A 21,306-nucleotide genomic window follows, 5' to 3' on the forward strand; every position below is an offset into this window, starting at 1 on the left:
CGGCCCGACATTCGTGAAGAACCTACCACCGGCCCCGGTCTTCAGCCGGTCAGCTGTGGTACGGCTCCGCGGTCACGATGGTGACGGCGACCTTCTTGCCGTTGGGGGCGGTGTACTCGCGGCTCTCCCCGTTCTTGGCGCCGAGGACGGCCTTGCCGAGCGGGGACTCGGGGGAGTAGATCTCGAGGTCGTCCTTGCCGGAACCCTCGCCGCGGGTGCCGATGAGGAAGGTCTCCTTGGTGTCCTCGTTGCCGTTGTAGTAGGCGCGGACGACGGAGCCGATGAGCGCGACACCGGACTCGGTGGGCGTCTCGCCGACCTGGGCGTTGGCCAGCAGGTCGTCGATGGTCCGGATGCGGGCCTCCTCCTGGCCCTGCTGCTCACGCGCGGCGTGGTAGCCGGCGTTCTCCTTGAGGTCGCCCTCCTCGCGCCGCTCGTTGATCTCGGCGGCGATGACCGGACGGTTGGCGATCAGCGCCTCCTTCTCGGCCATGAGGCGGTCGTACGATTCCTGGGTCAACCAGTGGACCTGGGTGTCGTTCGCCATGAGCGCACTCCAATCTGTTCGCGTGCGTGATGTAAGAAAAACACGGCCCCGCGAAAAAGGGAGCCGTGCTGAAGCGCCGATTCTAACACAGGCGCCGTCGGTCGCCGGCCGATACGCGCGGCCCTGACGGCCGCGCCGTCTGCGGCTCTACCTGCGCAGGTAGTCGGGGACGTCGTCGCCACACCCGTAGACGTCCGCGGCGAACGCGCGGGCGGTGGTGAAGATGGACGCGTCGATCTGGATCGTGGTGTTCTCCGACGGTGGGACGTACACCTCGCGCCGACCGAGTTCGCCCTTGGACTCCTCCTGGGCCCGGATGATGCAGTAGGCGGGCGTGCCCGGCTCCTCGCGCGTCACGGTGAACGTCAGGTCGACCCGCGACTCGTCGACGACCTCCACCCCGATCGCCTCGCCCGTGATGTCCGGCGTCTGGTTGAGACGCCACATCGTGTAGACGCCGGCGATCACCAGGCCGCCCACGAGCAGCGCCAGGATGACGGCGACGACCTTGCCGGTCAGGTTCGAGCCGCGGTCGGCGGTCGCGTACCGGTCCGCGGGCGGGCCCACGGGGGGCTGCGACGGGGCGTCCGACCTCGGCTCACTCATGGGAGCCAGGGTATCGGGGCACGCTGGCGGGGACGGCCGGGGGTCGCCGGCGGGCCCCGCCGGGGGCGGCGCCTGGGCCGACGCCCATAGAATGGTGCGGTCATCCACTCACGTGAGAAGAACGGCAGGTGCTTCCGATGGCCGGTCTGCGGCTGATGGCGGTCCACGCCCACCCCGACGACGAGTCGTCAAAGGGGTCGGCAACCATGGCCAGGTACGTCGCCGAGGGCGTCCACGTGCTGGTCGAGACGTGCACCGGGGGCGAGCGGGGCGACATCCTCAACCCCGCGATGGACCGCCCCGACATCGTCGCGGACCTGACGGGCGTCCGGGTGCGTGAGATGGCGCGCGCGGCCGACATCCTGGGGGTCGACCACCACTGGCTGGGATATGTGGACTCGGGGTTGCCGGAGGGTGACCCCACGCCACCCCTGCCGGAGGGATGTTTCGCCCTGGCCGACGACGACGAGGTCACCGAGTCCCTGGTCCGCAGGATCCGGGAGTTCCGTCCCCACGTGATGATCACCTACGACGAGAACGGTGGGTATCCCCACCCGGATCACCTGAAGGTGCACTCGGCGTCGATGGCCGCGTACGAGGCCGCCGCCGACCCCACCCGTTATCCGGACGCCGGTGAGCCGTGGGCGATCGCCAAGGTCTACTACACCCACGGGTTCCCCAAGAGCCGCCTCCAGCTGCTGGACGACGAGCTGTTCGCCCGCGACGGTGTGCGCCACTTCGAGGAGTTCCTGTCCCGTTGGGGGGACCGCCCCGACATCATGGAGCGGGTCACCACGCGGGTCGAGTGCGCTGACTACTTCGAGCAGCGCAACTCGGCACTGCTGGCCCACGCCACCCAGATCGACCCCAACGGCTGGTTCTTCGCCGCACCCGTGGAGATGCAGCAGCGGGTGTGGCCCACCGAGGAGTTCGAGCTCGCCGCCAGCCGGGTGGGCTTTCCCGAGCTCGGTGAGGGAGAATACGAGACAGACCTGTTCGAGGGAGTCGACCCGAACGTCGCTCTCCCCGTCGGCCCGAGCACAGTGAAGGACCCACGATGATCACCCTGGGACCGGACGTCCAGATCCTGGCGTACCAGTCGGCGATGGTCCTCGCGCAGAACCAGTCGCCCGGTACGCCCGGGTACAACGACAACCCGGTGGGACCGGAGTTCGGCAAGGCATCGCCGATCGGTATCCCGGTGATCCTGCTGCTGCTCATCGCCACCGTGCTGCTCATCCGCAACATGAACAAGCACATCAAGAACCTGCCGGAGAGCTTCGACACCGAGCATCCCGAGCCGGATCAGCTCGCCGACGAGGGCACCGACCGCGGCGCCGTCCCGCCCCTGGAGCAGACCGACGGGCAGCCCGACCCCCGCTGACGGTCTGCGTCGGGGCCGGGCCGCACACCCCGCCGGGGGCAGGACCTGCCCGCCGGTTCAGCGGCCCAAAAGGTCGCCCATCGGGACGAAGTCGCTGAACTCGTCGTCGTCGGTCTTGCGTCCCCGCCCGGCGTCCGCGCGCGTCGGCGCCACCGCGCCGGCGGTGACCCCGGCGAACCGCATCATGTAGTCCGACAGTTCGGTACCCACCCGCGCGGTTCGTGCGCGCAGCGAGTCCTCGTCGCCGTCGGTGGTGGCGGCGCCGAAGTCCTCGGCCGCCGCGAACACGGTCGTGGGGACGATGTCGGCCTTGAGGTAGGCGAACATGGGTCGCAGTGCGTAGTCGACCGCCAGCGAGTGCCGCGCGGTCCCGCCGGTCGCGCCCAACGCCACCGGCACGCCGGCGATCGTGCCGGGTTCGATGACGTCGAACAGTGACTTGAACAGGCCCGAGAACGACTGGTTGTAGATGGGCGTCACCGCGATCAGCCCGTCCGCCCGGCCGATCTCGTCGATCGCCGCGGCCAGTTTCTCGCCGGGGAACCGGGTGAAGGTGGCGTCGACGACCTCGTGCGCCAGTTCACGGGCCTCGAGGACCGTCACGTTGACGTCCTGGCCGTGACGCGCGAGCGCGTCCCGGGTCGCGGCGGTGAGCTGGTCGGCGAGCATCCGGGTGCTGGAGGGCACCGAGGTTCCGGCGGCGACGACGACGAGGTTGAGCGGCCGCCCGGCGGCATGGCTGTTGTGGGATTCGGTCACTTGGAGTCCTTCCCGGCCGGCGCCTCGGCGAGGCGGGCCTGGTTGCGGCGGGCGCGGGCCAACGACTGCTCCTGGGCGCGCTGACCGCCCTCGGCGGTGAGGCCCGTCCAGTTGTCGCCGGTACCGAAGCGGTAGGCGTCGGAGTAGGCGGGGTCGCCGGCGGCGGCCAGGTCGGCGTCGCGGGCGGCGACCCGCGCGGCGTGGGTCGGCCCGTCCGGGACGTGGGCCGGGCGCAGTGCGTCGAGTTCCCGTCGCAGGGTCGGCACGATCTCGGTGCCCAGGATCTCGATCTGCTCGAGAACGGTCTTGCGGGGCAGGCCGGCGTGGTCGATGAGGAACAGCTGACGCTGGTAGTCGCCCACGTGCTCGCGCATGGTCATGTATCGGTCGATGATCTGCTGCGGCGAGCCGACGGTCAGCGGGGTCTGGGCGGTGAAGTCCTCGAGCGACGGGCCGTGGCCGTAGACCGGCGCGTTGTCGAAGTAGGGGCGGAACTCGTCGACCGCGTCCTGGCTGTTGGCGCGGGCGAAGAACTGTCCACCCAGGCCGACGATCGCCTGGTCCGCCGAGCCGTGGCCGTAGTGCTCGTAGCGGCGGCGGTACAGCTCGACCATCTGCTTGGTGTGGTGGATCGGCCAGAAGATGTTGTTGTGGAAGAAGCCGTCACCGTAGAAGGCGGCCTGCTCGGCGATCTGCGGCGAGCGGATCGAGCCGTGCCACACGAAGGGCGCGACGCCGTCCAGCGGGCGCGGGGTCGAGGTGAACTGCTGCAGGGCCGTGCGGAACTTGCCCTCCCTGTCCACGACGTCCTCGTGCCACAGGCGGTGGAGCAGTTCGTAGTTCTCGATCGCGAGCGGCAGCCCCTGCCGGATGTCCTGGCCGAACCACGGGTAGACCGGGCCGGTGTTGCCGCGGCCCATCGTGAGGTCGACCCGACCGCCGGCCAGGTGCTGCAGCATGGCGTAGTCCTCGGCGATCTTCACCGGGTCGTTGGTGGTGATCAGTGTGGTCGCCGTCGACAGGATGATCTCGGAGGTCTTGCCCGCGATGTAACCCAGCGTCGTGGTGGGGGAGGACGTCACGAACGGCGGGTTGTGGTGTTCACCCAGCGCGAAGACGTCGAGGCCCACCTGCTCGGCCAGAGTGGCGTACTCGACGACCGCCTCCAGTCGCTCGTGCTCGGTGGGTATCCGCCCGGTGGTGGGGTCCGGGGTGATGTCGGCGATGCTGAAGATTCCGAACTGCATGATGGTGGCCTCTCGTCTGGTGGTGTCCCCATCCTAACTTGCTGACATGTCAAACAACAGGGCGTGGCGCGGTATTCCCCCTCACATGGCGGGTGTCCGCACGGCCTGCCCCGGTGTGGACGGTTCCGCAGCCGCCCCTCGCGACGGCGTCTGGCCTGCGCAGCGGTGCACGCCAGACGCCATGGCGGGACGCGGCTGCGTCCTGGTCGAGCAGGCGCGGGAGCGACACGCCAGGCGCGGGAGCGGCTGTCGGGGTAGGGCTGCGAGGCGATTCCGGCCGGCCCGGGTCCGTCTGCTATCGTGTCCGGCATGTCGAACGCTCGCGCTTATTGGCGCTTTATGTGGGCTCCGGGTGGAGCCCGCGCCGCGAGCGCACGCGTCCGCTAGACGGACGTCTCGACACCCGGAGCCCAGAGGCGGTGACCACCATGGTCGCCGCCTTCCGCCTTTCCAGACGGCGGATCCGGGTGCGACAGGCACAGGGCACCGAAGAGATCACGGCACCCGGCCCGCCACGACCACATCGCCAGGAGTGCACAGCCGTGACCGTCACCGCCGAGAACCCCACCCAGACCGCCGACAGGCGAGTCCTGTCCTACTCCCCGCTGCCGACGCCGTCCGAGATCCTCGGCGAGCTCCCGCTGGGCGAGGCCCGCGAGGCGCTGGTCGAGCGCAGTCGCGCCGAGGTCGCCGACGTGCTCGCCGGGCGCGATGACCGCCTGCTCGTGGTGGTCGGCCCCTGCTCGGTCCACGACACCGAGGCGGCCCTCGACTACGCGGCGCGACTCGCCGCGCTCGCGGAGGAGACGGCCGAGGACCTGCTCATCGTGATGCGCGTGTACTTCGAGAAGCCCCGGACCACCGTCGGGTGGAAGGGCCTCATCAACGACCCCGCGCTCGACGGGAGCTACGACATCCCGCGCGGCCTGCGCACCGCCCGCACCCTGCTGCTCGACGTGCTCGACCTGGGGCTGCCCGTGGGGACCGAGTTCCTCGAGCCGACCAGCCCGCAGTACATCGCCGACGCCGTGTCCTGGGGCGCGATCGGCGCGCGCACCACGGAGAGCCAGGTACATCGTCAGCTGGTGTCGGGACTGTCGATGCCGGTGGGCTTCAAGAACGGGACCGACGGCGAGGTCCAGGTCGCGGTCGACGGCTGCCGGTCGTCGGCGGCGCGGCACGTGTTCTTCGGCACCGACGCCGAGGGCCGGGCCTCCGTGGTGGAGACCGCCGGCAACACCGACTGCCACGTTATTCTCCGCGGCGGGACCGGCGGACCCAACCACGACGCCGAATCCGTCGCGTCGGCCGTCGCGGCGGTCGGCAAGGTCGGGCTGCCCGGTCTGGTGATGGTGGACGCGAGCCACGCCAACTCGGGCAAGTCGCACGAGCGGCAGGCCGAGCTCGTGGCCGAGCTGGCCGAGCGGATCGGCGCGGGGGAGCAGGGCATCTCCGGACTGATGATCGAGAGCTTCCTCGAGCCCGGCGCCCAGTCCGTCGAGGCCGACGAGCTGGTGTACGGCCAGTCCGTGACGGACGCGTGCATCGGCTGGGACACCACCGCCGACAGCCTGCGCGCGCTCGCCGCGGCCGTCCGCCGGGGCCGACGAGGCTGACCGCCGCCACCCTCGCCGCCGGCCCCGCCGCGGCCCTCGCTGTCGGCCCCGCGCCCCTGTCGGCCCGGGGTCGGCGGCCCGAGGGGCACCACTGGGCGGGCGACGGCGCGCGGTACCCTTTCCGCGTGGCCGTCTCCTTCCCCCTTTACTCGCTGTACGAAGCGCGCCTCCGCGCCTCGTTGGACGAGTCGAGGCTGCCGCGGCACATCGCCGTAATGGCGGACGGAAACCGCCGGTGGGCACGCGAGGCGGGCTTCACCGACGTCGCGCACGGTCACCGGGCGGGCGCGGTCAAGATCGCCGAGATGCTGGGGTGGTGTGACGACCTCCGTGTGGACGTGGCCACCATCTACCTGCTCAGCACGGAGAACCTCGGTCGCGACGCCGAGGAACTCGATGAGCTGCTGCAGATCATCGCGGACGTGGTGGACGAGATCACCGGCCCGGGGAAGAACTGGGAGGTCCGGATCGTCGGGCGTCTCGAGGTGCTGCCGGACTGGCTCGCCGAGCGACTGCGCCACGCCGAGCAGGTGAGCAGGGGCCGGCCGGGCGTCAAGGTCAACGTCGCGGTCGGCTACGGCGGGCGGCAGGAGATCGCCGACGCCGCCCGCGAGCTGGTCCAGGAGCTGATCGACAAGGGCTGCAGCGGACAGGAGCTGGTCGACGCGATCACCGTCGACGGCATCGGCGAGCACCTCTACACCTCGGGCCAGCCCGACCCGGACCTCGTGATCCGCACCTCCGGCGAGCAGCGGCTCTCGGGCTTCCTGCTGTGGCAGAGCGCGTATTCTGAGATCTGGTTCACCGAGGCGTACTGGCCGGCGTTCCGGCGGGTCGACTTCCTCCGGGCGATGCGCGAGTACGGAGCCCGCAACCGTCGGTTCGGTCAGTGATGGTCGGCGCGGAGGCGGAGCGCGCGCCGATCACCGTGGGCGAGGTGTTCACCGTCCGCGCCGTGTGCGTGGTGGACCAGCTGCTCGAGGTGCCCGGCCGGGTCGGCGTCACCGCGATCGACAAGCGGCCCGTCGACGGGCCCGTCCAGGTGCGCGAGTACGGCCTCCACGGCGACGTCCAGGCAGATCGCCAGCACCACGGCGGGGTGTGGAAGGCCGTCTACCTGCTCTCGGACTCCGACGTCGAGCAGTGGGAGCCCGAGTTCGGCGGCCCGATCCCGCCCGGGTACTTCGGCGAGAACCTGCGCGTGACCGGCGTCGACACCTCGCAACTGCAGATCGGCACCGTGCTGGAGGTGGGCCGCCTGCGCATGGAGGTCACGACACCGCGGATCCCGTGTCAGACCTTCGGCCACCACGTGGGCAAGCCGCGCTGGGTGCGGCGCTTCACCGAGGGCGGGCGCCCGGGCGCGTACGCGCGGGTCCTCGCCGCGGGCCCCGTCGAGGCCGGGGACGAGATCCGGGTGGTCGCCGTGCCCACGCACGGGGTCACGATCGGGCGGGTCTTCGCCGGGGTCGACGACGACGAGGCCCGGCGGCTCCTCGACGAGTACGCGCTGTCCGACCTGGCGCCCAGTCTGGTCCGGAAGCTGGATCCGGCCACCGACGACAGGCCCGTGGACGCCGACTGACCGGGCTCGCGCCCGTGCGGGGTGGCTCGGCCGCGGAGTCGCTCGGCTGCAGAGTCGCTCAGCTGCAGAGTCGCTCAGTCGCGAGGCGCGGCCAGGTGGTCCCACACGTCGCCGGCGGTCGACCACACCTCGTGCGCCTCGGCCTCTGCGACGTCCGGCAGTCGGAACGCACCGCCGCCGCCGGCCGAGGTCGCCACCAGCGTCACCAGCCCGGCCCGGCGCTGGAACGGGGTGCGCCGCACGTTCCAGCCGAGGATCCCGTCGCGGTACAGGACATCGGTCCGTCTCAGGAGCGAACCCTTACGGACCGTGACCACCGTGCCGCCCACCGCGTGGCCGAGTCCGCGGTAGTTGTCGACCACAGCCCACGCGGCGACCGTCCCACCGACCGCGGCCACGGCGACGGGAACCCACCACAGCCACGGCCACACGAGGGCGGGTACGAGGGCGATCCCGGTGAGGGCGAGGGTGGCGGCCACCGCGCGGACGGCTCGTCGTCGTCGCGCCACAGGCGGATGGGAGCGCAGCACGTCCGGCCCCGGTGTGCCCGCCGCCGCATCCGGTGTGCCCGCCGCCGTACCCGGCACCGGTGTCCCGAGCATCTCCGCCGCCACGCCAGCCGCCACGTCGCGCGGCGAGGCCGGGACCAGCGCAGGGCTCTGCTTGGGCTTGCCGTTCTCGTCGTTGCCGATACCCACGCCGGTGGCGATCACGTCCAGCCGGGCGGCCCCGACCGCGCGGAACCCCGGCGGCTCGTGCAGCGTCACGCCACGGACGCGTCGGCCGTCGAATGTCGCGTGCCGGCCCACGACCAGGCCTCGGCGCAGCTCGAGAGAACCGTCGCGGTGACGTTCCAGGCGCATGCCCCACCAGTTCTCCACGAACAGCACTGTGGCGGCGACGGTGCCGATGGCCAGGGTCAGGGCCACCACGCCGATGGCGAGGACGGGCAACGGCAGCCCGCCGACGCGGTCCCACACCCACTCCAGCACCGTCGGCACCGCGTTGAACCAGTCGGCCACCTGGAGCACGATGCCGAAGCCCACCAGGCCGAACACCGGGGTCATGAGGCTGGCCGGGGCGTAGCGGACCCACCGGGGATCGAGGCGGGCGAGTTCGCGCGTGTCCGCGTCGGCGCGGTCGGCCAGCAGGCGGCGGCGCAGGATTTCGGCCTCGGCACGGTCGAGGGCGGCCAACGTCATCCTCGACCCGTCTGTCTCACCGCTGGCCAGCTTGAGGGTGGCGATACCGAGGCGACGCTGGATGACGTCGGCGGTGATCTCCACGTTGCGGACCCGGTGCGTCGACAGTGACGACGTGGTGCTCGACAGGAAGCGGACCCGGCGCTCGATCCGGTGGGCGTCGACGCGGTAGCGGGTCACCGTCAGGCGGGCGGACTCGGCGATCGCGGTGGCGACGGTCCCGACGACCACCCCGCCCACCGTCCAGAGGAGGACCCAGCCGATGGCCAGGCCGCCCACCAGCATGCCGATCGCCGTCGGCACCGCCGCGGCGACGAGTGCCGCGGCGACCACCACGGTCGTGGAGGTGATCGTCCGACGGTCCAGCGGCAGCCAGTCGTCGTGGTCCGCGCCGGCGGAGTGGTCCGCGCCCGCGGGGCCGACCGGACCGGCGGGGTCGGAGGGGTGGTGCGGGCCGCCCGGATCGGTCGGGCCGGTCATGTGGCGTCGCGCTGATCGTCCTCGGCGAGGAGGGTGAGGCGGTCGGCCATCTCCTCGGCCTGCGTGGCGTCGAGGGCGCTGATGCGCACCGCGCCCTTGGACGAGGCGGTGGTGACCACGACGGTGGCGAGGCCGAACTGTCGTTGGAGCGGGCCGCGGGTCTTGTCGACGGTCTGGACGCGCGACAGGGGAGCCGCCCGCCACTCCTCCCAGAACAGCCCACTACGGCTGTAGACGGCGGTGTCGGTGGCCTCCCAGCGGTGGATCGCCCACCGCACCCGGGGCACCACCACCAGCGCCGCTGCTGTCAGCAACGCCCACCCGGCCGTGGCGAGCAGCATCCACGGGCCCACGATCAGCGTCGATGCCGCCAGTACGAGCAGTGGCCCGACCATCCACAGGGCGACCTGCGCTGTCCACCATCGTCGGCACCGGGGATCGACCCGTTCCCGAGGCGGACGGAGGCCGAGTCGAGTCCCGAGTTGAGTCTCATTCACGGGTCCAGACTAGGGGTGTTGTGGAAGGCTCGGGAGCATGGGAATCCTCCGGCGATACCGGGCGACCGGCGCAGACCTGCCCTTCGGAGATCCGCTCCGCGCACACGGCGTGGCCATGGAGGGGTACTTCCTCCGCGTCACCGACCGTGAGCGCGGGCGCGTGGTGATCGCCCTCATCGGGGTCAACCGGGGACCCGACGGGCACTGGGCGACCCTCGGCCTCGCGTCCGACGAGGCGCCCATCCCGATCGAGGCCGGTGGATCGCGCCGGGACGGAGACGGGGGCTCTTCGTTGTCGTCGTCTTTCTCCTCGTCGTCATCGTCGTCGTCCACCCTGCGCCTCATGGCCGCGCCCGACGGCTGGGCTGATCCGGACCGCATCGGCGCGCGCTCCGGCGACCTGTTCGACTACCGACCCGACGGGGTCCGCGTGGACATGGGCGACGGCGCGCGCCTCCACGTGAACATCACCGACCCGGTGCAGTGGCCGCACCACGCCGTCGGCGGCTCGAGCATCTTCCAGTCCGTCCCCGCCCTCAACCAGTACTGGCACCCCTGGCTGCTCGGCGGCCGCGCTTCTGGGTGGGCCGAACTCGACGGTGAGCACTGGGAGTTCGACGGCGCCGAGGTGTACGGCGAGAAGAACTGGGGCGCCGAAGGCTTCCCCGACTCGTGGTGGTGGGGCCAGGCGCAGGCGTTCTCCGAGCCGAACACGTGCGTGGCGTTCGCCGGCGGGCAGATCCACTCCGGGCCGCTGCGCACCGAGGTGACCGCAGTTGTCGTGCGACTGCCCGGCGGGAAGGTCATCCGGCTGGGCAACCCTGTCGTCTCGCCGGTCCGCGCCGAGGTGACCGACGAGCGGTGGGAGTTCCAGGGCCGCGGTTACGGCTGGCAGATCCGGATCAGCGGGCGTTCGCCCCTGGACCGCGCACACGTGCTGCCGGTCCCGCTGCCGTCGGAGAAGCGCAACTCCGCCGGGTCGATCGAACACCTCGCGGGCGAGCTCGAGGTGGAGGTGCGCCGGCACGGGCGGCTGGTGTGGTCGGACCGCAGCGCCCTGGCCGCGCTCGAACACGGCGGACTCGACCGCGCCGAGGCCGAGCTGCGGCGGCGCGGTGTTCCGGAGGGGGAGACGGGCGCGCCGCCGCTCTAGATCTTGCGCAGGCGCAGCCGCTGGATGGAGTGGTCCGAGTTCTTACGGAGCACCAGCGTCGCGCGCGGCCGGGTGGGCAGGATGTTCTCCACCAGGTTCGGCCGGTTGATCGACATCCAGATCTCGCGGGCGGCGAGCCGGGCCGCCTGGTCGGACAGGTCGGCGTAGTGCGCGAAGTGCGAGTTGGGGTTGGAGAACGACGTGCTCCGCAGTTCGAGGAACCGCTCGACGTACCACTGTTCGATGTCCTCGATCCGCGCATCGACGTAGAGCGAGAAGTCGAACAGGTCCGAGACCATGAGGCGCGGACCCGTCTGCAGGACGTTGAGGCCCTCCACGATGAGGATGTCGGGTCGGCGGACCTCGATGAACTCGCCGGGCACGATGTCGTACTTGGTGTGTGAGTACACCGGCGCGCGCACGACCGGGGCTCCGGATTTGACCTCGGTGACGAACCGCAACAGCGCGCGCCGGTCGTACGACTCGGGGTAGCCCTTGCGGTGCATCAGTCCGCGCCGCTGGAGTTCGCGGTTGGGGTGAAGGAAGCCGTCGGTGGTGATGAGGTCCACCCGGGGGTGGGAGTCCCAGCGGGTGAGCAGCGCGCGCAGCACACGGGCGGAGGTGGACTTGCCGACCGCCACCGATCCGGCCACGCCGATCACGAACGGCATGGGGGCGTCCACGGTCTCGCCGAGGAACAGATTGGTCGACTGGAACAACCGCTGTCTGGCGGATACCTGCAGGTGGATGAGCCGGCTCAGCGGCAGGTAGATCTCCGCGATCTCGTCGAGGTCGAGGTGTTCGCCCAGGCCCCGGAGGCCCTCGAGGTCCTGTTCGGTGAGCACCATGGGCATCGCACGCCGCAGGCGCCGCCAGCTCCGACGGTCGAACTCGACGTACGGCGTGTAGTCGCCGGCTTGTCTGCTCACGGTTCCCGATTGTGGCAGGTGGCCACGGGGGAGGGGGTGTCAGGGTGGCGTGGCACTAGACTGACGACGACGACGAGACGAGCCGTGGCCCCACACGATTCGTACGAAGTGCAAAGCCCACGTGCGAGGAGCAACGATGACCGACCCGAACACCGACGTGTTCACCGCCTCCCTGACCGAGCTCGATCCGGAGGTCGCCGAGGCGATGGCTGGCGAGCTCGCCCGACAGCGAGACACGCTCGAGATGATCGCGTCGGAGAACTTCGTGCCGCGCTCGGTCCTGCAGGCGCAGGGCTCCGTGCTCACGAACAAGTACGCCGAGGGGTACCCGGGTCGCCGTTACTACGGCGGCTGCGAGCACGTGGACGTGGTGGAGAACCTGGCTCGTGACCGCGCCAAGGAGGTCTTCGGCGCCAAGTACGCGAACGTCCAGCCGCACGCCGGCGCCCAGGCCAATGCCGCGGTGCTCATGGCGCTCGCGAAGCCGGGGTCCAAGATCATGGGCCTGTCGCTCGCCCACGGCGGGCATCTCACGCACGGCATGAAGCTCAACTTCTCCGGCCAGCTCTACGAGGTCGCCGCCTACGAGGTGGATCCGGAGACCATGCAGGTCAACATGGACACCGTCCGGGAGATGGCGCTGGCGGAGAAGCCGGATGTCATCATCGCCGGCTGGTCGGCCTACCCGCGGACCCTGGATTTCGCGAAGTTCCGCGAGATCGCCGACGAGGTCGGCGCCAAGCTGTGGGTGGACATGGCCCACTTCGCCGGCCTGGTCGCCGCCGGCCTGCACCCAAGTCCCGTCCCGCACGCCGACGTCGTCTCCACGACCGTCCACAAGACGCTCGGCGGGCCGCGCTCCGGCATGATCCTCACCAACGACCTCGAGCTGTTCAAGAAGCTCAACTCGTCGGTGTTCCCGGGCCAGCAGGGCGGACCACTCATGCACGCGATCGCCGCCAAGGCCACCGCCATGAAGATCGCCGGCACGGAGCAGTTCCGCGAGCGTCAGCAGCGCACGATCGAGGGTGCCCAGATCCTCGCCGAGCGGCTCACCGCCCAGGATTGCAAGGACGCCGGCGTCTCCGTGCTCACCGGCGGCACCGACGTGCACCTGGTGCTGGTCGACCTCCGTGACTCCGAGCTCGACGGCCAGCAGGCGGAGGACCTCCTCCACGAGGTCGGGATCACGGTGAACCGTAACGCGGTGCCGTTCGACCCGCGTCCGCCGATGGTGACCTCCGGCCTGCGGATCGGCACGCCCGCGTTGGCGACCCGTGGTTTCGAGGCCGAGGACTTCCGTGAGGTCGCGGACATCATCGGCACCGCGTTGGCCGCGGGCACGGGCGCCGACGTCACCGCCCTGCGTGAGCGCGTGTCCGCGCTGGCCGCGTCGAAGCCGCTGTACGAGGGGCTCGAGGACTGGAAGATCCTGGGCTGACGCGCCCACCACGTCGACGAGAAACCCCCGCATCCAGAGTGGCTGCGGGGGTTTCTGCGCTGTCGGCGGTCCCGGCGAGTCCGCCGGGCGGGGTCAGTCGGTGAAGCGGACCTTGGGGCTGCGGCAGATCAGCAAGCGCCGGACCTTGTCGCCCTCGGTGAGCTGGGCGCTGGCATTGAAGCTCGCCTCGAACTCGCCGTCCCTGCGGGTCTCCCCGAGGCACAGCTCGGTGTCCCCGACGCGGGTCCCGCTGAGGATGTGGTGCGTCAGGACGCTCTTCTCGCGCTGCTCGAGGTAGACCACCAGCCCGGCGCGGTCACCGTCGAACTCGGCCGCGGACTCGCCCTTCGAGAAGAGGATGGACAGCTGGAAGTCGTCGGTGATGTGATCGAGGACCCTGTCGGGATCGTCCGAGTCCATGATCTCGAACCAGGCGTGCAGCAGTGGGGTGTCGGTGGACATGTGGGGTGCTCCGTTCGTCAGGGCCGGGTGGGGGACTCGAGGGTGGGGGACGCCAGTCCGAGCTCGGGGTCGAACGCGACCTGGTAGCCGGTGATGAGCCCGTCGTCGTCGATCCGCGCGGAGGCGAGGAAGTGGCCGGTGATTGTGACCCCGTCCTCCACGACGGCGCCGTAGACGAACTCGAGTTCTCCCTCCCGGGTCGCGTGGGTGGGGACGTGACGGCGGTCGACGGTGCCCCGACCCTCCAGGTACTCACGAACACCGTGGCGGTTCTGGCCACGGACCGCGGTACCGGGGAGGATGATGGCGAACGAGACCTCGGGGGCCAGGAGTTCGAGTCCGGCGTCGAGATCTCCCGCGTCGATCCGCGCGTAGTAGGTGACGAGTGTGGAATCAGACAGCGACATGAATCGAACTTAGTTCAATCTTGGGCTCTATTCAAGAAGGTTGCGTGATCTGTCTCACCGTGCTGTCATTGGATGAACTGAACTCGGCTCAACTCGCAGCGCAAGTGGAGGCATCTCGTGACACAGCACGTTCGGACTGTCCAGCCGGAGGCCGATCCGTCGATCATCCTCCCCTCGGATGAACGCGAGGAACTGCGGTCCGTCGTCTCGCAGTTCATCGCACGGCACGCCTCCCACGAGGCGGTCCGCGCCTCGACCGGGTCCGAGCCCGGATTCTCCGAGCCCAGGTGGGCCACCCTCAACTCCGAACTCCAGATCGCGGCTCTCGCGGTGCCAGAGGAGCTGGGCGGGCATGGTTTCGGCCTCGGCGACCTGGGGGTCGTCCTGCAGGAGGCCGGAGCAGCACTGCTCCCCGAGCCGATCATCGCCAGTGCGGTGGTGGGGTGCCAGGCGCTGGTCCGCGCCGACGATCCCGGTGCCGTCGGGGAGTTGCTGGCCCGGGTGCTGGAGGGGGAGTCGATCCTCGCCGTGGCCCTGGACCGGACCGTCCCGCTCGCGACCGCGGACGGGCGGACGACCGCCGACGGGCTCGCCGAGGCGGTGCTCTGGGGTGCCGCGGCCGATCACCTCGTCGTCGTCGGCGAATCCGACGGACACCCCGTGCTCGCGGTGGTCGATCTGGACGGTTCCCGCCGCGAGCCGCGGGAGGGCATGGACCTCACCCGCCGTCGCGCCGACCTGCAGCTGGACGGCGCGCCCGCCCAGGTCATCGTGGGTCCTGACCGGTTCGAACAGGTGGCGGCCGAACTTGGACGGATCCAGACCGCGGCTCTCGCCGCGGAACACGCCGGCATCGCGTCCCACCTGGTCGACGCCACGGTCGAGTACGTGCAGCAGCGCCAGCAGTTCGGTCGGTCGATCGGATCGTTCCAGGCGATCAAGCACCGCCTGGCCGACATGCTGGTCGACCGGGAGCGTGCGCTGGCGGCCGCGATGTACGCGCTGGCGGTGCTCGATGAGGACGACGCCGCGGATGTCGAGATCGCCGTGGCCGTGGCCGCCGCCGTCTGCGCCGACGCGGCCACCCGCAGCGCCTACGAGGCGATCCAGCTCCACGGCGGGATCGGCTTCACCTGGGAGCACTCCGCGCACTTCTACCTGCGGCGCGTTCTCGGAGACGAGGGCGCCTTCGGCGGCGGCCGGGAGGCCCGGCGCACGATCGCGGACCTGGTCGGCGTCTAGGGCGTGGTGGACGTGTCGGACACCTCGGACCACGCCGTGCTCGATCACCTCGGTGCGCACGAGCTCATCACCACGACCCGAGCCGTGCGGCTCCGGCTGGACCTGGAACGCGAGGTCGACCCCGCCCTGCTGCGTGACTGCGTCGCGGACGCGCTCCAGGCGCCGCAGGGTTCGAACCTCATGCGGACCGAGTTCCTGATCGTGCGCGACCCGGACCGTATCGCCGCGATCGGCCGGATCTACCGCGAGGAGTTCGACCGCTTCTACCGCGCCAGTGAGACGGGGCTGTTCCACCGCGTCGACCCCGACCCCCGGCACGCGGCGCAGAGTCGCCGGACCCGCGAGTCGGCCGAGCACCTCGCCGCGGTGATGTCCGAGGTGCCGGCGATCGTCATCCCCTGCCTGACCCCCAGGCTCGCGGAGGGAGACGTGCTCACGGCCAAGCACCGGCTCGCCACGGTCTACCCGACCGTGTGGAACTTCATGCTGGCCGCCCGCCTGCGCGGACTGGGCACGTGCTGGACGGGGATGACCCTGGGCCGCGAGGCCGACGTCGCCGATATCGTGGGCATCGACCCGGCCGAGGTCGAGCAGGTGTGCATGATCCCGGTCGCCCACCACACGGGCACTTCGTTCCGCCAGGCGTGGCGGCCACCGGCGGAGGAGTTCATCCACTGGGACCTCTGGTGACCCACGGGCCGGGCGCGGGACCGCCCCGGGCCGCCTCGCTCCTGCGCGAGCGGGTCTTCCGCGCCCTGCTGCCCGTCCAGCTCGCCAACGCGGTCGCCGTGTGGATCCACGTCGTGTCGGTCCAGTGGGTCCTCACCGAGCGGGGTGAGTCGGCGTCGGTCATCTCTCTGGCGCCCGCGGCGATGGCGGTGCCGTTCCTGGTGCTCTCGCTGCCTGTCGGGGTGGTCGCCGGATACGCCTCGCGGACACGACTGATGGCGTGGGCCACCACGTTGTCGACCCTCGCCGCACTGGCGGCGGTCGCTCTGACCGTGAGCGGGGCCGACGGTGCGCTGCCCATGATCCTGTCGGTCGTGCTGGTCGGGGTCGCGCTGGTGGTGGTGGGCGTCTCGTGGCAGTCGCTGCTGCCCGAGACCGTCGACCGCCGGATGATCCCGACCGCGGCGCTCGTCGACGGCGCCGTGTTCAACCTGGCCCGGTCGGTGGGGCCGCTCCTCGCGGGCCTCGGTCTCGGGTTCTTCGGCGCCGCCTGGACCTTCGCGGTGGTCGCCGCCCTGTCGATCGGCTGCTCCCTCACGCTCTGGGGCCTCGAGCGGCGCACCCCCGACCGGACCGGGCCGAGGCGCGCGATAGTCCCCGAACTGTCCGGGGCGCTGAGGTTCGTCGCCAACTCGGCGTGGACCACGCGCCTACTGTTCCAACTGTTCCTCTTCGGTATCCCGTCGAGTGCGCTCTGGGCGCTCATCTCCCTGGCCGTGCACGACCGGCTCGGCATGGGCTCCGACGGGTTCGGGGTGATCATGGCGCTGATCGGCGCCGGCGCGGTGGTCGCGGTGGTGGGATTCGGCGGGCTGCGTCGACGCCTGCGCGTGACGGTGTTCGCCGCGCTGGGCGCGTTCGTCTACGGCGTCGCCCTGGCCGTGCTGGCGGTCTCCACCTCGTCCGTGGTGGTCTCGATCGCCATGCTCTTCGCGGGGGCGGCGTGGGTGAGCGTGCAGAGCACCTGGATGTCCATGGGGCACCAGTTCTTCCCGGACTGGGTCCGGCCCCGGTTGATCGCCGTCATCCTGCTGATGTTCCAGGGGACCCAGGCGGTCGGTTCGCTGCTGTGGGGGGTGGTGACCGATCACGTGGGGCTCCAGGCCGCCCTGCTCGTGGCGGCGGCGCTCATGGCCCTCAGTTGCGTCTCGCTGGCGGTGATCGGTCTCGGGGCCGAGACGGGTATCGAACCAGTGCTGGCGAGTGGCGCCTCCGGCGGGCCGGACGGCGGGGCCCCGGGACCGGTGTCGGTCCGCTACGAGTACCGCGTGGCCGAGCACCGGGTGCCCGAGTTCCGTCTCGCGATGCGGGCGCTGCGCAGGTCCAGGTTGCGTCTCGGGGGTCGGCAGTGGCGGCTCGACCGTTCCGGGTCCGAGCCCTCCCTCTTCATCGAGACGTATCTGGTGGCCAGCGGCGGGGAGTTCGAGGAGCAGGAGCGGGGTCGACTGACCGTCCCCGAGACGCGCCTGCGCCACCGGGTCGCCTCCCTGGCGGACGAGGTCTCCGGGCCGCGGGTGGACGGTGCGGTGCCCTCGACTCGTCGGGCCCGGCGGCGGGCGCCCCGGAAGACGTGAACCGGACCAACATCGCCCCCGGTCGAACCGAACGCGCCGGAGTAAGTGAACTGACTTCAGGTTGGTGCTAGGGTGGGGTCCGTCACACACCGTCGAGGAACCCGGGAGACCCCATGGAGAACGCCGTCGATCTTCTCGTCATCGGGGCCGGCATGGCCGGCCTCACCGCCGCGGCGCGCGCCGCCTCGCGCGGCGCCACCGTCACCGTGGTGGAGAAGGGCCGGGAGATCGGTGGATCCGCGCGGTTCGCAGGATATGCCTGGACCGCGCCCACGCGTCAGATCATGGCGGAGATCAACCCCCACGGGGATGAGGAACTGCGTAACGCGGTCGTCGACGACTTCGCCTCCGGACTCGACTGGATCCGCGGTCGCGGGGTCGAGTGCGCCGACGGGGTCCCGGTCCTGCGGTACGGCATCGGACACGCCTTCGACACCAACCAGTATCTCGACGCGTGCGCCCGGGAGATCAAGGACGCCGGCAACACGATCCACACCGGTGCGCTCGTGCAGGGCCTCCTCACCGAGGCCGGCGCCGTGGTCGGGGCGACGGTCCGGTTCGACGACGGCGAGGAGCGAGAACTGCGCGCGCGCAGGGTCCTGCTGGCCACCGGGGGGTTCCAGGCCAACGCGGAGCTCGTGGAGAAGCACCTCCACCCGCTGGCCTCGCGGTTCCCGCTCCGCTCCAACCCGAACAGTGACGGCGGGGGACTGGCGTTGGCGGAGTCGGTCGACGCGGCTGTCGGGTTCGAGGACGCGGGGTTCTACGGCCACCTCATCCCGTCGGGGCTGGAATTCCGGGACTCCGGCGACTTCGTGGGGATCTCGCTCTACTACTCCGAGCACGCCCTGCTGTTCAACCTCGAGGGCGAGCGCTTCATCGACGAGACACAGGGCGACCACCTCACCGCGATGGCCCTGATGGAACAGCCCGAGGCCCGCGGCCTGCTGGTGGCCGACGAGCGGGTGTACCGCGACTGGATCTGCGGCTCCTATGTCGAGGGTGCCGTGGCCGTGGACAAGTACACCGAGGCCGCCAAGCGCGGTGGGCGGTGCGGTCTCGCGGAGACACTCGAGGATTTCGAGTACCTGCCCGAGGAGTGGGGCTACGACGGCGCGACGATCGCGGAGGCGATCCGCCGGGTCAACGAGGCCGGCCAGAAGGTCGTGCCGCCGCGCGAGTACGACTTCTCCCCGCTCGACCGGGGCCCGTACTACATCATCGAGACCACCCCGGCCGTGACGTTCCCGTTCGTGGGGATCAGGATCGGGGCCGACACCTCGGTCCTCCGCGCCGACGGCACGGCGATCCCCGGTCTCCTCGCCGCGGGCTCGGACACCGGCGGGGTGTACCGCCGCGCGTACGCGGGTGGCCTGGCCCCCGCTCTGGTGTTCGGCCTGCGCGCCGGCGACGCCGCCACGAGCGACTGACCCGGCGCCGCCCGACGCACTCCCACCTCCAGGAAAGGCCCCACCGTGGACACCCCGTTCCCCTCAGCGTTCTCCCCGTTCTCGATCGGATCGCTCACCCTGCGCAACCGACTGGTGGCGCTGCCCGCGGGGACGTCCATGGCGACCGACGGTGTGCCCACCCACGGGGACCAGGAGCACTTCGAGCGCCTCGCGGCGGGCGGCGTGGGGCTCATCGTGGGCGGGGCGACCGTGGTCCACCCCACCACCACGCTGCGCTCGCGCAAGCTCGTCGAGGCCTACGTCGACGAGGTCGTCCCGGCCCTGACGGAGAAGGCGGCGGCCGTCCACCGGCACGGCGCCAAGATCATCGGTCAGCTTGTCCACCTCGGGCGCGAGTTCATCGGGGGAGAATCGGACTCGCCCCCCACCGCACCGTCACCGCTCAAGACCGTCCGCGACGCCTACCCGCCCCACGAACTGTCGGGTGAGGAGATCCGCGACATCGTCGACGGGTGGGCGGTCTCCGCCGCCAACCTCGCCCGGGCCGGGTACGACGGCGCCGAGATCCACGCCGCCCACGGCTACCTCCCCGCCCAGTTCATGTCCACGCTCACCAACAGGCGGACCGACGGGTACGGCGGCGACTTCGCGGGCCGCATGCGATTCCTCGACGAGGTCGTCGCCGCCATGCGTGAGGCCATGCCCGAGGGCATGGTCCTGGGCGTACGGCTCAGCGGCGAGGAGGAGATCCCCGGCGGGATGGGGATCGAGGACTGCCTGCGGATCGCACGGCACCTCACCGCGTCGGGGGCGATCGACTACTTCAGCATCACCCACGGCACCCGCGGCAAGTACGTCAAGGACGCGACCCATCCGGACGCGGTCGCGGTGGACTCGGCCGCCCGTGTCCGGGCGGAGACGGGGCTGCCGGTACTCGTGGGTCAGCGCATCCGGGACGTCGCCACCGCCGACCACATCGTCAAGAGCGGCAAGGCCGACCTGGTGGGCATGGCCCGGGCACTGTTGGCCGACCCGGAGCTGCCGAACAAGTCCGCGCAGGGGCGGCTGGAGGAGATCCGCGGCTGCCTGGGGATCAACCAGGACTGCCGCGCCTTCGACCCGCATCTGCACTGCGCGGTCAACGCGGAGATCGGCCGCGGCCGTCACCCCGGCGTCGGCGTCCGCGCGGACCCGCCGAAGGACGTCTATGTCATCGGCGGCGGGCCCGCGGGACTGGAGGCCGCGCGGGTGGCCGCCGGGCGGGGTCACCGAGTGACCCTGTTCGAGGCCGCGTCCGAGCTGGGGGGAGCGGTCCGGGTGGCCGCCCGGTCACCGCACCGGGCCACCATCATCGACGTGATCGACTACCTCTCCGGGGAGATGCGCCGACTCAAGGTGGACGTCAACCTCGGCGCGGAGATCGGGCAGGACGATCTGGCGGAACTCGTGGACGCCGCCGACCACGTCGTCGTCGCCACCGGCTCCCGCCCCGACCCCCTCGACGGGGTCGGGCACGGGCCCGCCGTCGTGACCGTCGACGACGTGCTCACCGGTCGGGTGCCCGACGCGGCCGGCCGCGCGGTGGTCTACGACGAGGCCGACGGCTTCTGGCCGGCCTACAGCGCCGCCGAGGCGCTCGTCGGGCGCGGGTGGGACACCCGGGTCGTCACCCCGCTCACCGCGCTGGCCTCGCGGGTCCCCGCCGAGAGCGTGGGACCACTGCTCGGCCGGTTGGGTTCCGCGGGCGCGCGGTTCCACGTGGCCACGGGGCTGGAGTTGCCCGGATCCGACGACGACGACGAGGTGGGCCGTCTCGTGCCCGTGTTCGGCGGCGAGGCGACGGCACTCGACGCGGATCTCGTGGTGTGGCACCGACCCCGGGCCGCGGTGGACGGGCTCGCCCGGGCGCTCGGCCGGCGCGACGATGTCAGCGTGATCGGCGACTGCCTGGCGCCACGCCGGATCAGTCACGCGATCGCCGAGGGGTACCGGGTCGGTGCCGAGATCTGACCGCGGCTCCGCCGGGGGAACACG

The 21,306-nt window shown here is 71.2% G+C and carries 21 protein-coding genes; 12 read left to right on the top strand and 9 right to left on the bottom strand.

What is annotated here, in order from left to right; genetic code table 11:
- Window positions 1-49: 49 nt before the first annotated feature.
- Together greA and Q2K20_RS05870 are read right to left on the bottom strand one after the other, a co-directional pair.
- The gene (gene greA, locus Q2K20_RS05865; RefSeq protein ID WP_067715687.1) at window positions 50-547 is read right to left on the bottom strand and encodes a transcription elongation factor GreA; all 498 of its coding nucleotides are present in this window, start codon (window positions 545-547) and stop codon (window positions 50-52) included.
- A 147-nt stretch (window positions 548-694) separates the two neighbouring features.
- Entirely contained in the window at window positions 695-1,153 is a 459-nt protein-coding gene (locus Q2K20_RS05870; protein ID WP_120283777.1) for a DUF4307 domain-containing protein, read from the bottom strand.
- Between the two features lie 137 nt (window positions 1,154-1,290).
- Between Q2K20_RS05870 and mca the strand changes: the two genes are divergently transcribed.
- A complete protein-coding gene (gene mca, locus Q2K20_RS05875) occupies window positions 1,291-2,214 on the top strand; it encodes a mycothiol conjugate amidase Mca (RefSeq protein ID WP_269500892.1) in 924 nt (307 codons plus the stop codon).
- Complete coding sequence (locus tag Q2K20_RS05880) at window positions 2,211-2,537, top strand: hypothetical protein (RefSeq protein WP_182634178.1); 327 nt, start codon at window positions 2,211-2,213, stop codon at window positions 2,535-2,537. Before mca ends, Q2K20_RS05880 begins: the two co-directional genes overlap by 4 nt.
- 57 nt (window positions 2,538-2,594) lie before the next feature.
- On the opposite strand, the gene Q2K20_RS05885 is transcribed toward Q2K20_RS05880, so the two are convergent.
- Window positions 2,595-3,296, bottom strand: coding sequence for a CE1759 family FMN reductase (locus Q2K20_RS05885; protein WP_159148273.1), 702 nt, complete (start codon window positions 3,294-3,296; stop codon window positions 2,595-2,597).
- Entirely contained in the window at window positions 3,293-4,543 is a 1,251-nt protein-coding gene (locus Q2K20_RS05890) for an LLM class flavin-dependent oxidoreductase (RefSeq protein ID WP_269500893.1), read from the bottom strand. Before Q2K20_RS05890 ends, Q2K20_RS05885 begins: the two co-directional genes overlap by 4 nt.
- Before the next feature lie 542 nt (window positions 4,544-5,085).
- Between Q2K20_RS05890 and Q2K20_RS05895 the strand changes: the two genes are divergently transcribed.
- The 3 genes from Q2K20_RS05895 to Q2K20_RS05905 all read left to right on the top strand — a co-directional run bounded on the left by Q2K20_RS05895 (window position 5,086) and on the right by Q2K20_RS05905 (window position 7,744).
- A complete protein-coding gene (locus tag Q2K20_RS05895; RefSeq protein ID WP_317176751.1) occupies window positions 5,086-6,159 on the top strand; it encodes a 3-deoxy-7-phosphoheptulonate synthase in 1,074 nt (357 codons plus the stop codon).
- 125 nt (window positions 6,160-6,284) lie between these two features.
- Entirely contained in the window at window positions 6,285-7,052 is a 768-nt protein-coding gene (locus Q2K20_RS05900; protein WP_269500895.1) for an isoprenyl transferase, read from the top strand.
- Entirely contained in the window at window positions 7,052-7,744 is a 693-nt protein-coding gene (locus Q2K20_RS05905) for an MOSC domain-containing protein (protein ID WP_269500896.1), read from the top strand. Before Q2K20_RS05900 ends, Q2K20_RS05905 begins: the two co-directional genes overlap by 1 nt.
- A 74-nt stretch (window positions 7,745-7,818) precedes the next feature.
- On the opposite strand, the gene Q2K20_RS05910 is transcribed toward Q2K20_RS05905, so the two are convergent.
- Together Q2K20_RS05910 and Q2K20_RS05915 are read right to left on the bottom strand one after the other, a co-directional pair.
- On the bottom strand, window positions 7,819-9,426 hold the full coding sequence (locus Q2K20_RS05910; protein WP_269500897.1) for a PH domain-containing protein: 1,608 nt from the start codon (window positions 9,424-9,426) through the stop codon (window positions 7,819-7,821).
- Window positions 9,423-9,821, bottom strand: coding sequence for a PH domain-containing protein (locus Q2K20_RS05915; RefSeq protein ID WP_269500898.1), 399 nt, complete (start codon window positions 9,819-9,821; stop codon window positions 9,423-9,425). Before Q2K20_RS05915 ends, Q2K20_RS05910 begins: the two co-directional genes overlap by 4 nt.
- A 139-nt stretch (window positions 9,822-9,960) precedes the next feature.
- Between Q2K20_RS05915 and Q2K20_RS05920 the strand changes: the two genes are divergently transcribed.
- A complete protein-coding gene (locus tag Q2K20_RS05920) occupies window positions 9,961-11,076 on the top strand; it encodes a tocopherol cyclase family protein (RefSeq protein WP_269500899.1) in 1,116 nt (371 codons plus the stop codon).
- Here the strand turns inward: Q2K20_RS05920 and coaA are convergent.
- Window positions 11,073-12,005 carry a type I pantothenate kinase gene (gene coaA, locus Q2K20_RS05925; protein WP_119191733.1) on the bottom strand — a complete coding sequence of 311 codons (933 nt, stop codon included), beginning with the start codon at window positions 12,003-12,005 and terminating at the stop codon, window positions 11,073-11,075. The genes Q2K20_RS05920 and coaA overlap by 4 nt on opposite strands.
- A 136-nt stretch (window positions 12,006-12,141) precedes the next feature.
- On the opposite strand from coaA, the gene glyA reads away from it, so the two are divergent.
- On the top strand, window positions 12,142-13,446 hold the full coding sequence (glyA, locus tag Q2K20_RS05930; protein WP_269500900.1) for a serine hydroxymethyltransferase: 1,305 nt from the start codon (window positions 12,142-12,144) through the stop codon (window positions 13,444-13,446).
- 93 nt (window positions 13,447-13,539) lie between these two features.
- Here glyA and Q2K20_RS05935 read toward each other — a convergent pair whose 3' ends face one another.
- Both Q2K20_RS05935 and Q2K20_RS05940 read right to left on the bottom strand, forming a co-directional pair.
- On the bottom strand, window positions 13,540-13,908 hold the full coding sequence (locus Q2K20_RS05935; protein WP_260488048.1) for a hypothetical protein: 369 nt from the start codon (window positions 13,906-13,908) through the stop codon (window positions 13,540-13,542).
- Window positions 13,909-13,925: 17 nt separating this feature from the next.
- Window positions 13,926-14,315 (bottom strand): nuclear transport factor 2 family protein, encoded by a 390-nt coding sequence (locus Q2K20_RS05940; protein ID WP_269500901.1) that lies wholly within the window; start codon window positions 14,313-14,315, stop codon window positions 13,926-13,928.
- A gap of 117 nt (window positions 14,316-14,432) precedes the next feature.
- Here Q2K20_RS05940 and Q2K20_RS05945 point away from each other — a divergent pair, with 117 nt between their 5' ends.
- From Q2K20_RS05945 to Q2K20_RS05965, 5 genes are all read left to right on the top strand, one after another.
- Complete coding sequence (locus tag Q2K20_RS05945; RefSeq protein WP_269500902.1) at window positions 14,433-15,557, top strand: acyl-CoA dehydrogenase family protein; 1,125 nt, start codon at window positions 14,433-14,435, stop codon at window positions 15,555-15,557.
- 12 nt (window positions 15,558-15,569) lie between these two features.
- Complete coding sequence (locus tag Q2K20_RS05950; protein ID WP_269500903.1) at window positions 15,570-16,247, top strand: nitroreductase family protein; 678 nt, start codon at window positions 15,570-15,572, stop codon at window positions 16,245-16,247.
- Window positions 16,244-17,860, top strand: a complete 1,617-nt coding sequence (locus Q2K20_RS05955; protein ID WP_269500904.1) for an MFS transporter — start codon at window positions 16,244-16,246, stop codon at window positions 17,858-17,860. Before Q2K20_RS05950 ends, Q2K20_RS05955 begins: the two co-directional genes overlap by 4 nt.
- A 113-nt stretch (window positions 17,861-17,973) precedes the next feature.
- A complete protein-coding gene (locus tag Q2K20_RS05960) occupies window positions 17,974-19,290 on the top strand; it encodes an FAD-dependent oxidoreductase (RefSeq protein WP_269500905.1) in 1,317 nt (438 codons plus the stop codon).
- Between the two features lie 45 nt (window positions 19,291-19,335).
- The gene (locus Q2K20_RS05965) at window positions 19,336-21,282 is read left to right on the top strand and encodes an FAD-dependent oxidoreductase (RefSeq protein ID WP_269500906.1); all 1,947 of its coding nucleotides are present in this window, start codon (window positions 19,336-19,338) and stop codon (window positions 21,280-21,282) included.
- Window positions 21,283-21,306: the final 24 nt, after the last annotated feature.

The organism is Dietzia sp. IN118, from assembly GCF_032905965.1.
Classification (GTDB): domain Bacteria; phylum Actinomycetota; class Actinomycetes; order Mycobacteriales; family Mycobacteriaceae; genus Dietzia; species Dietzia kunjamensis.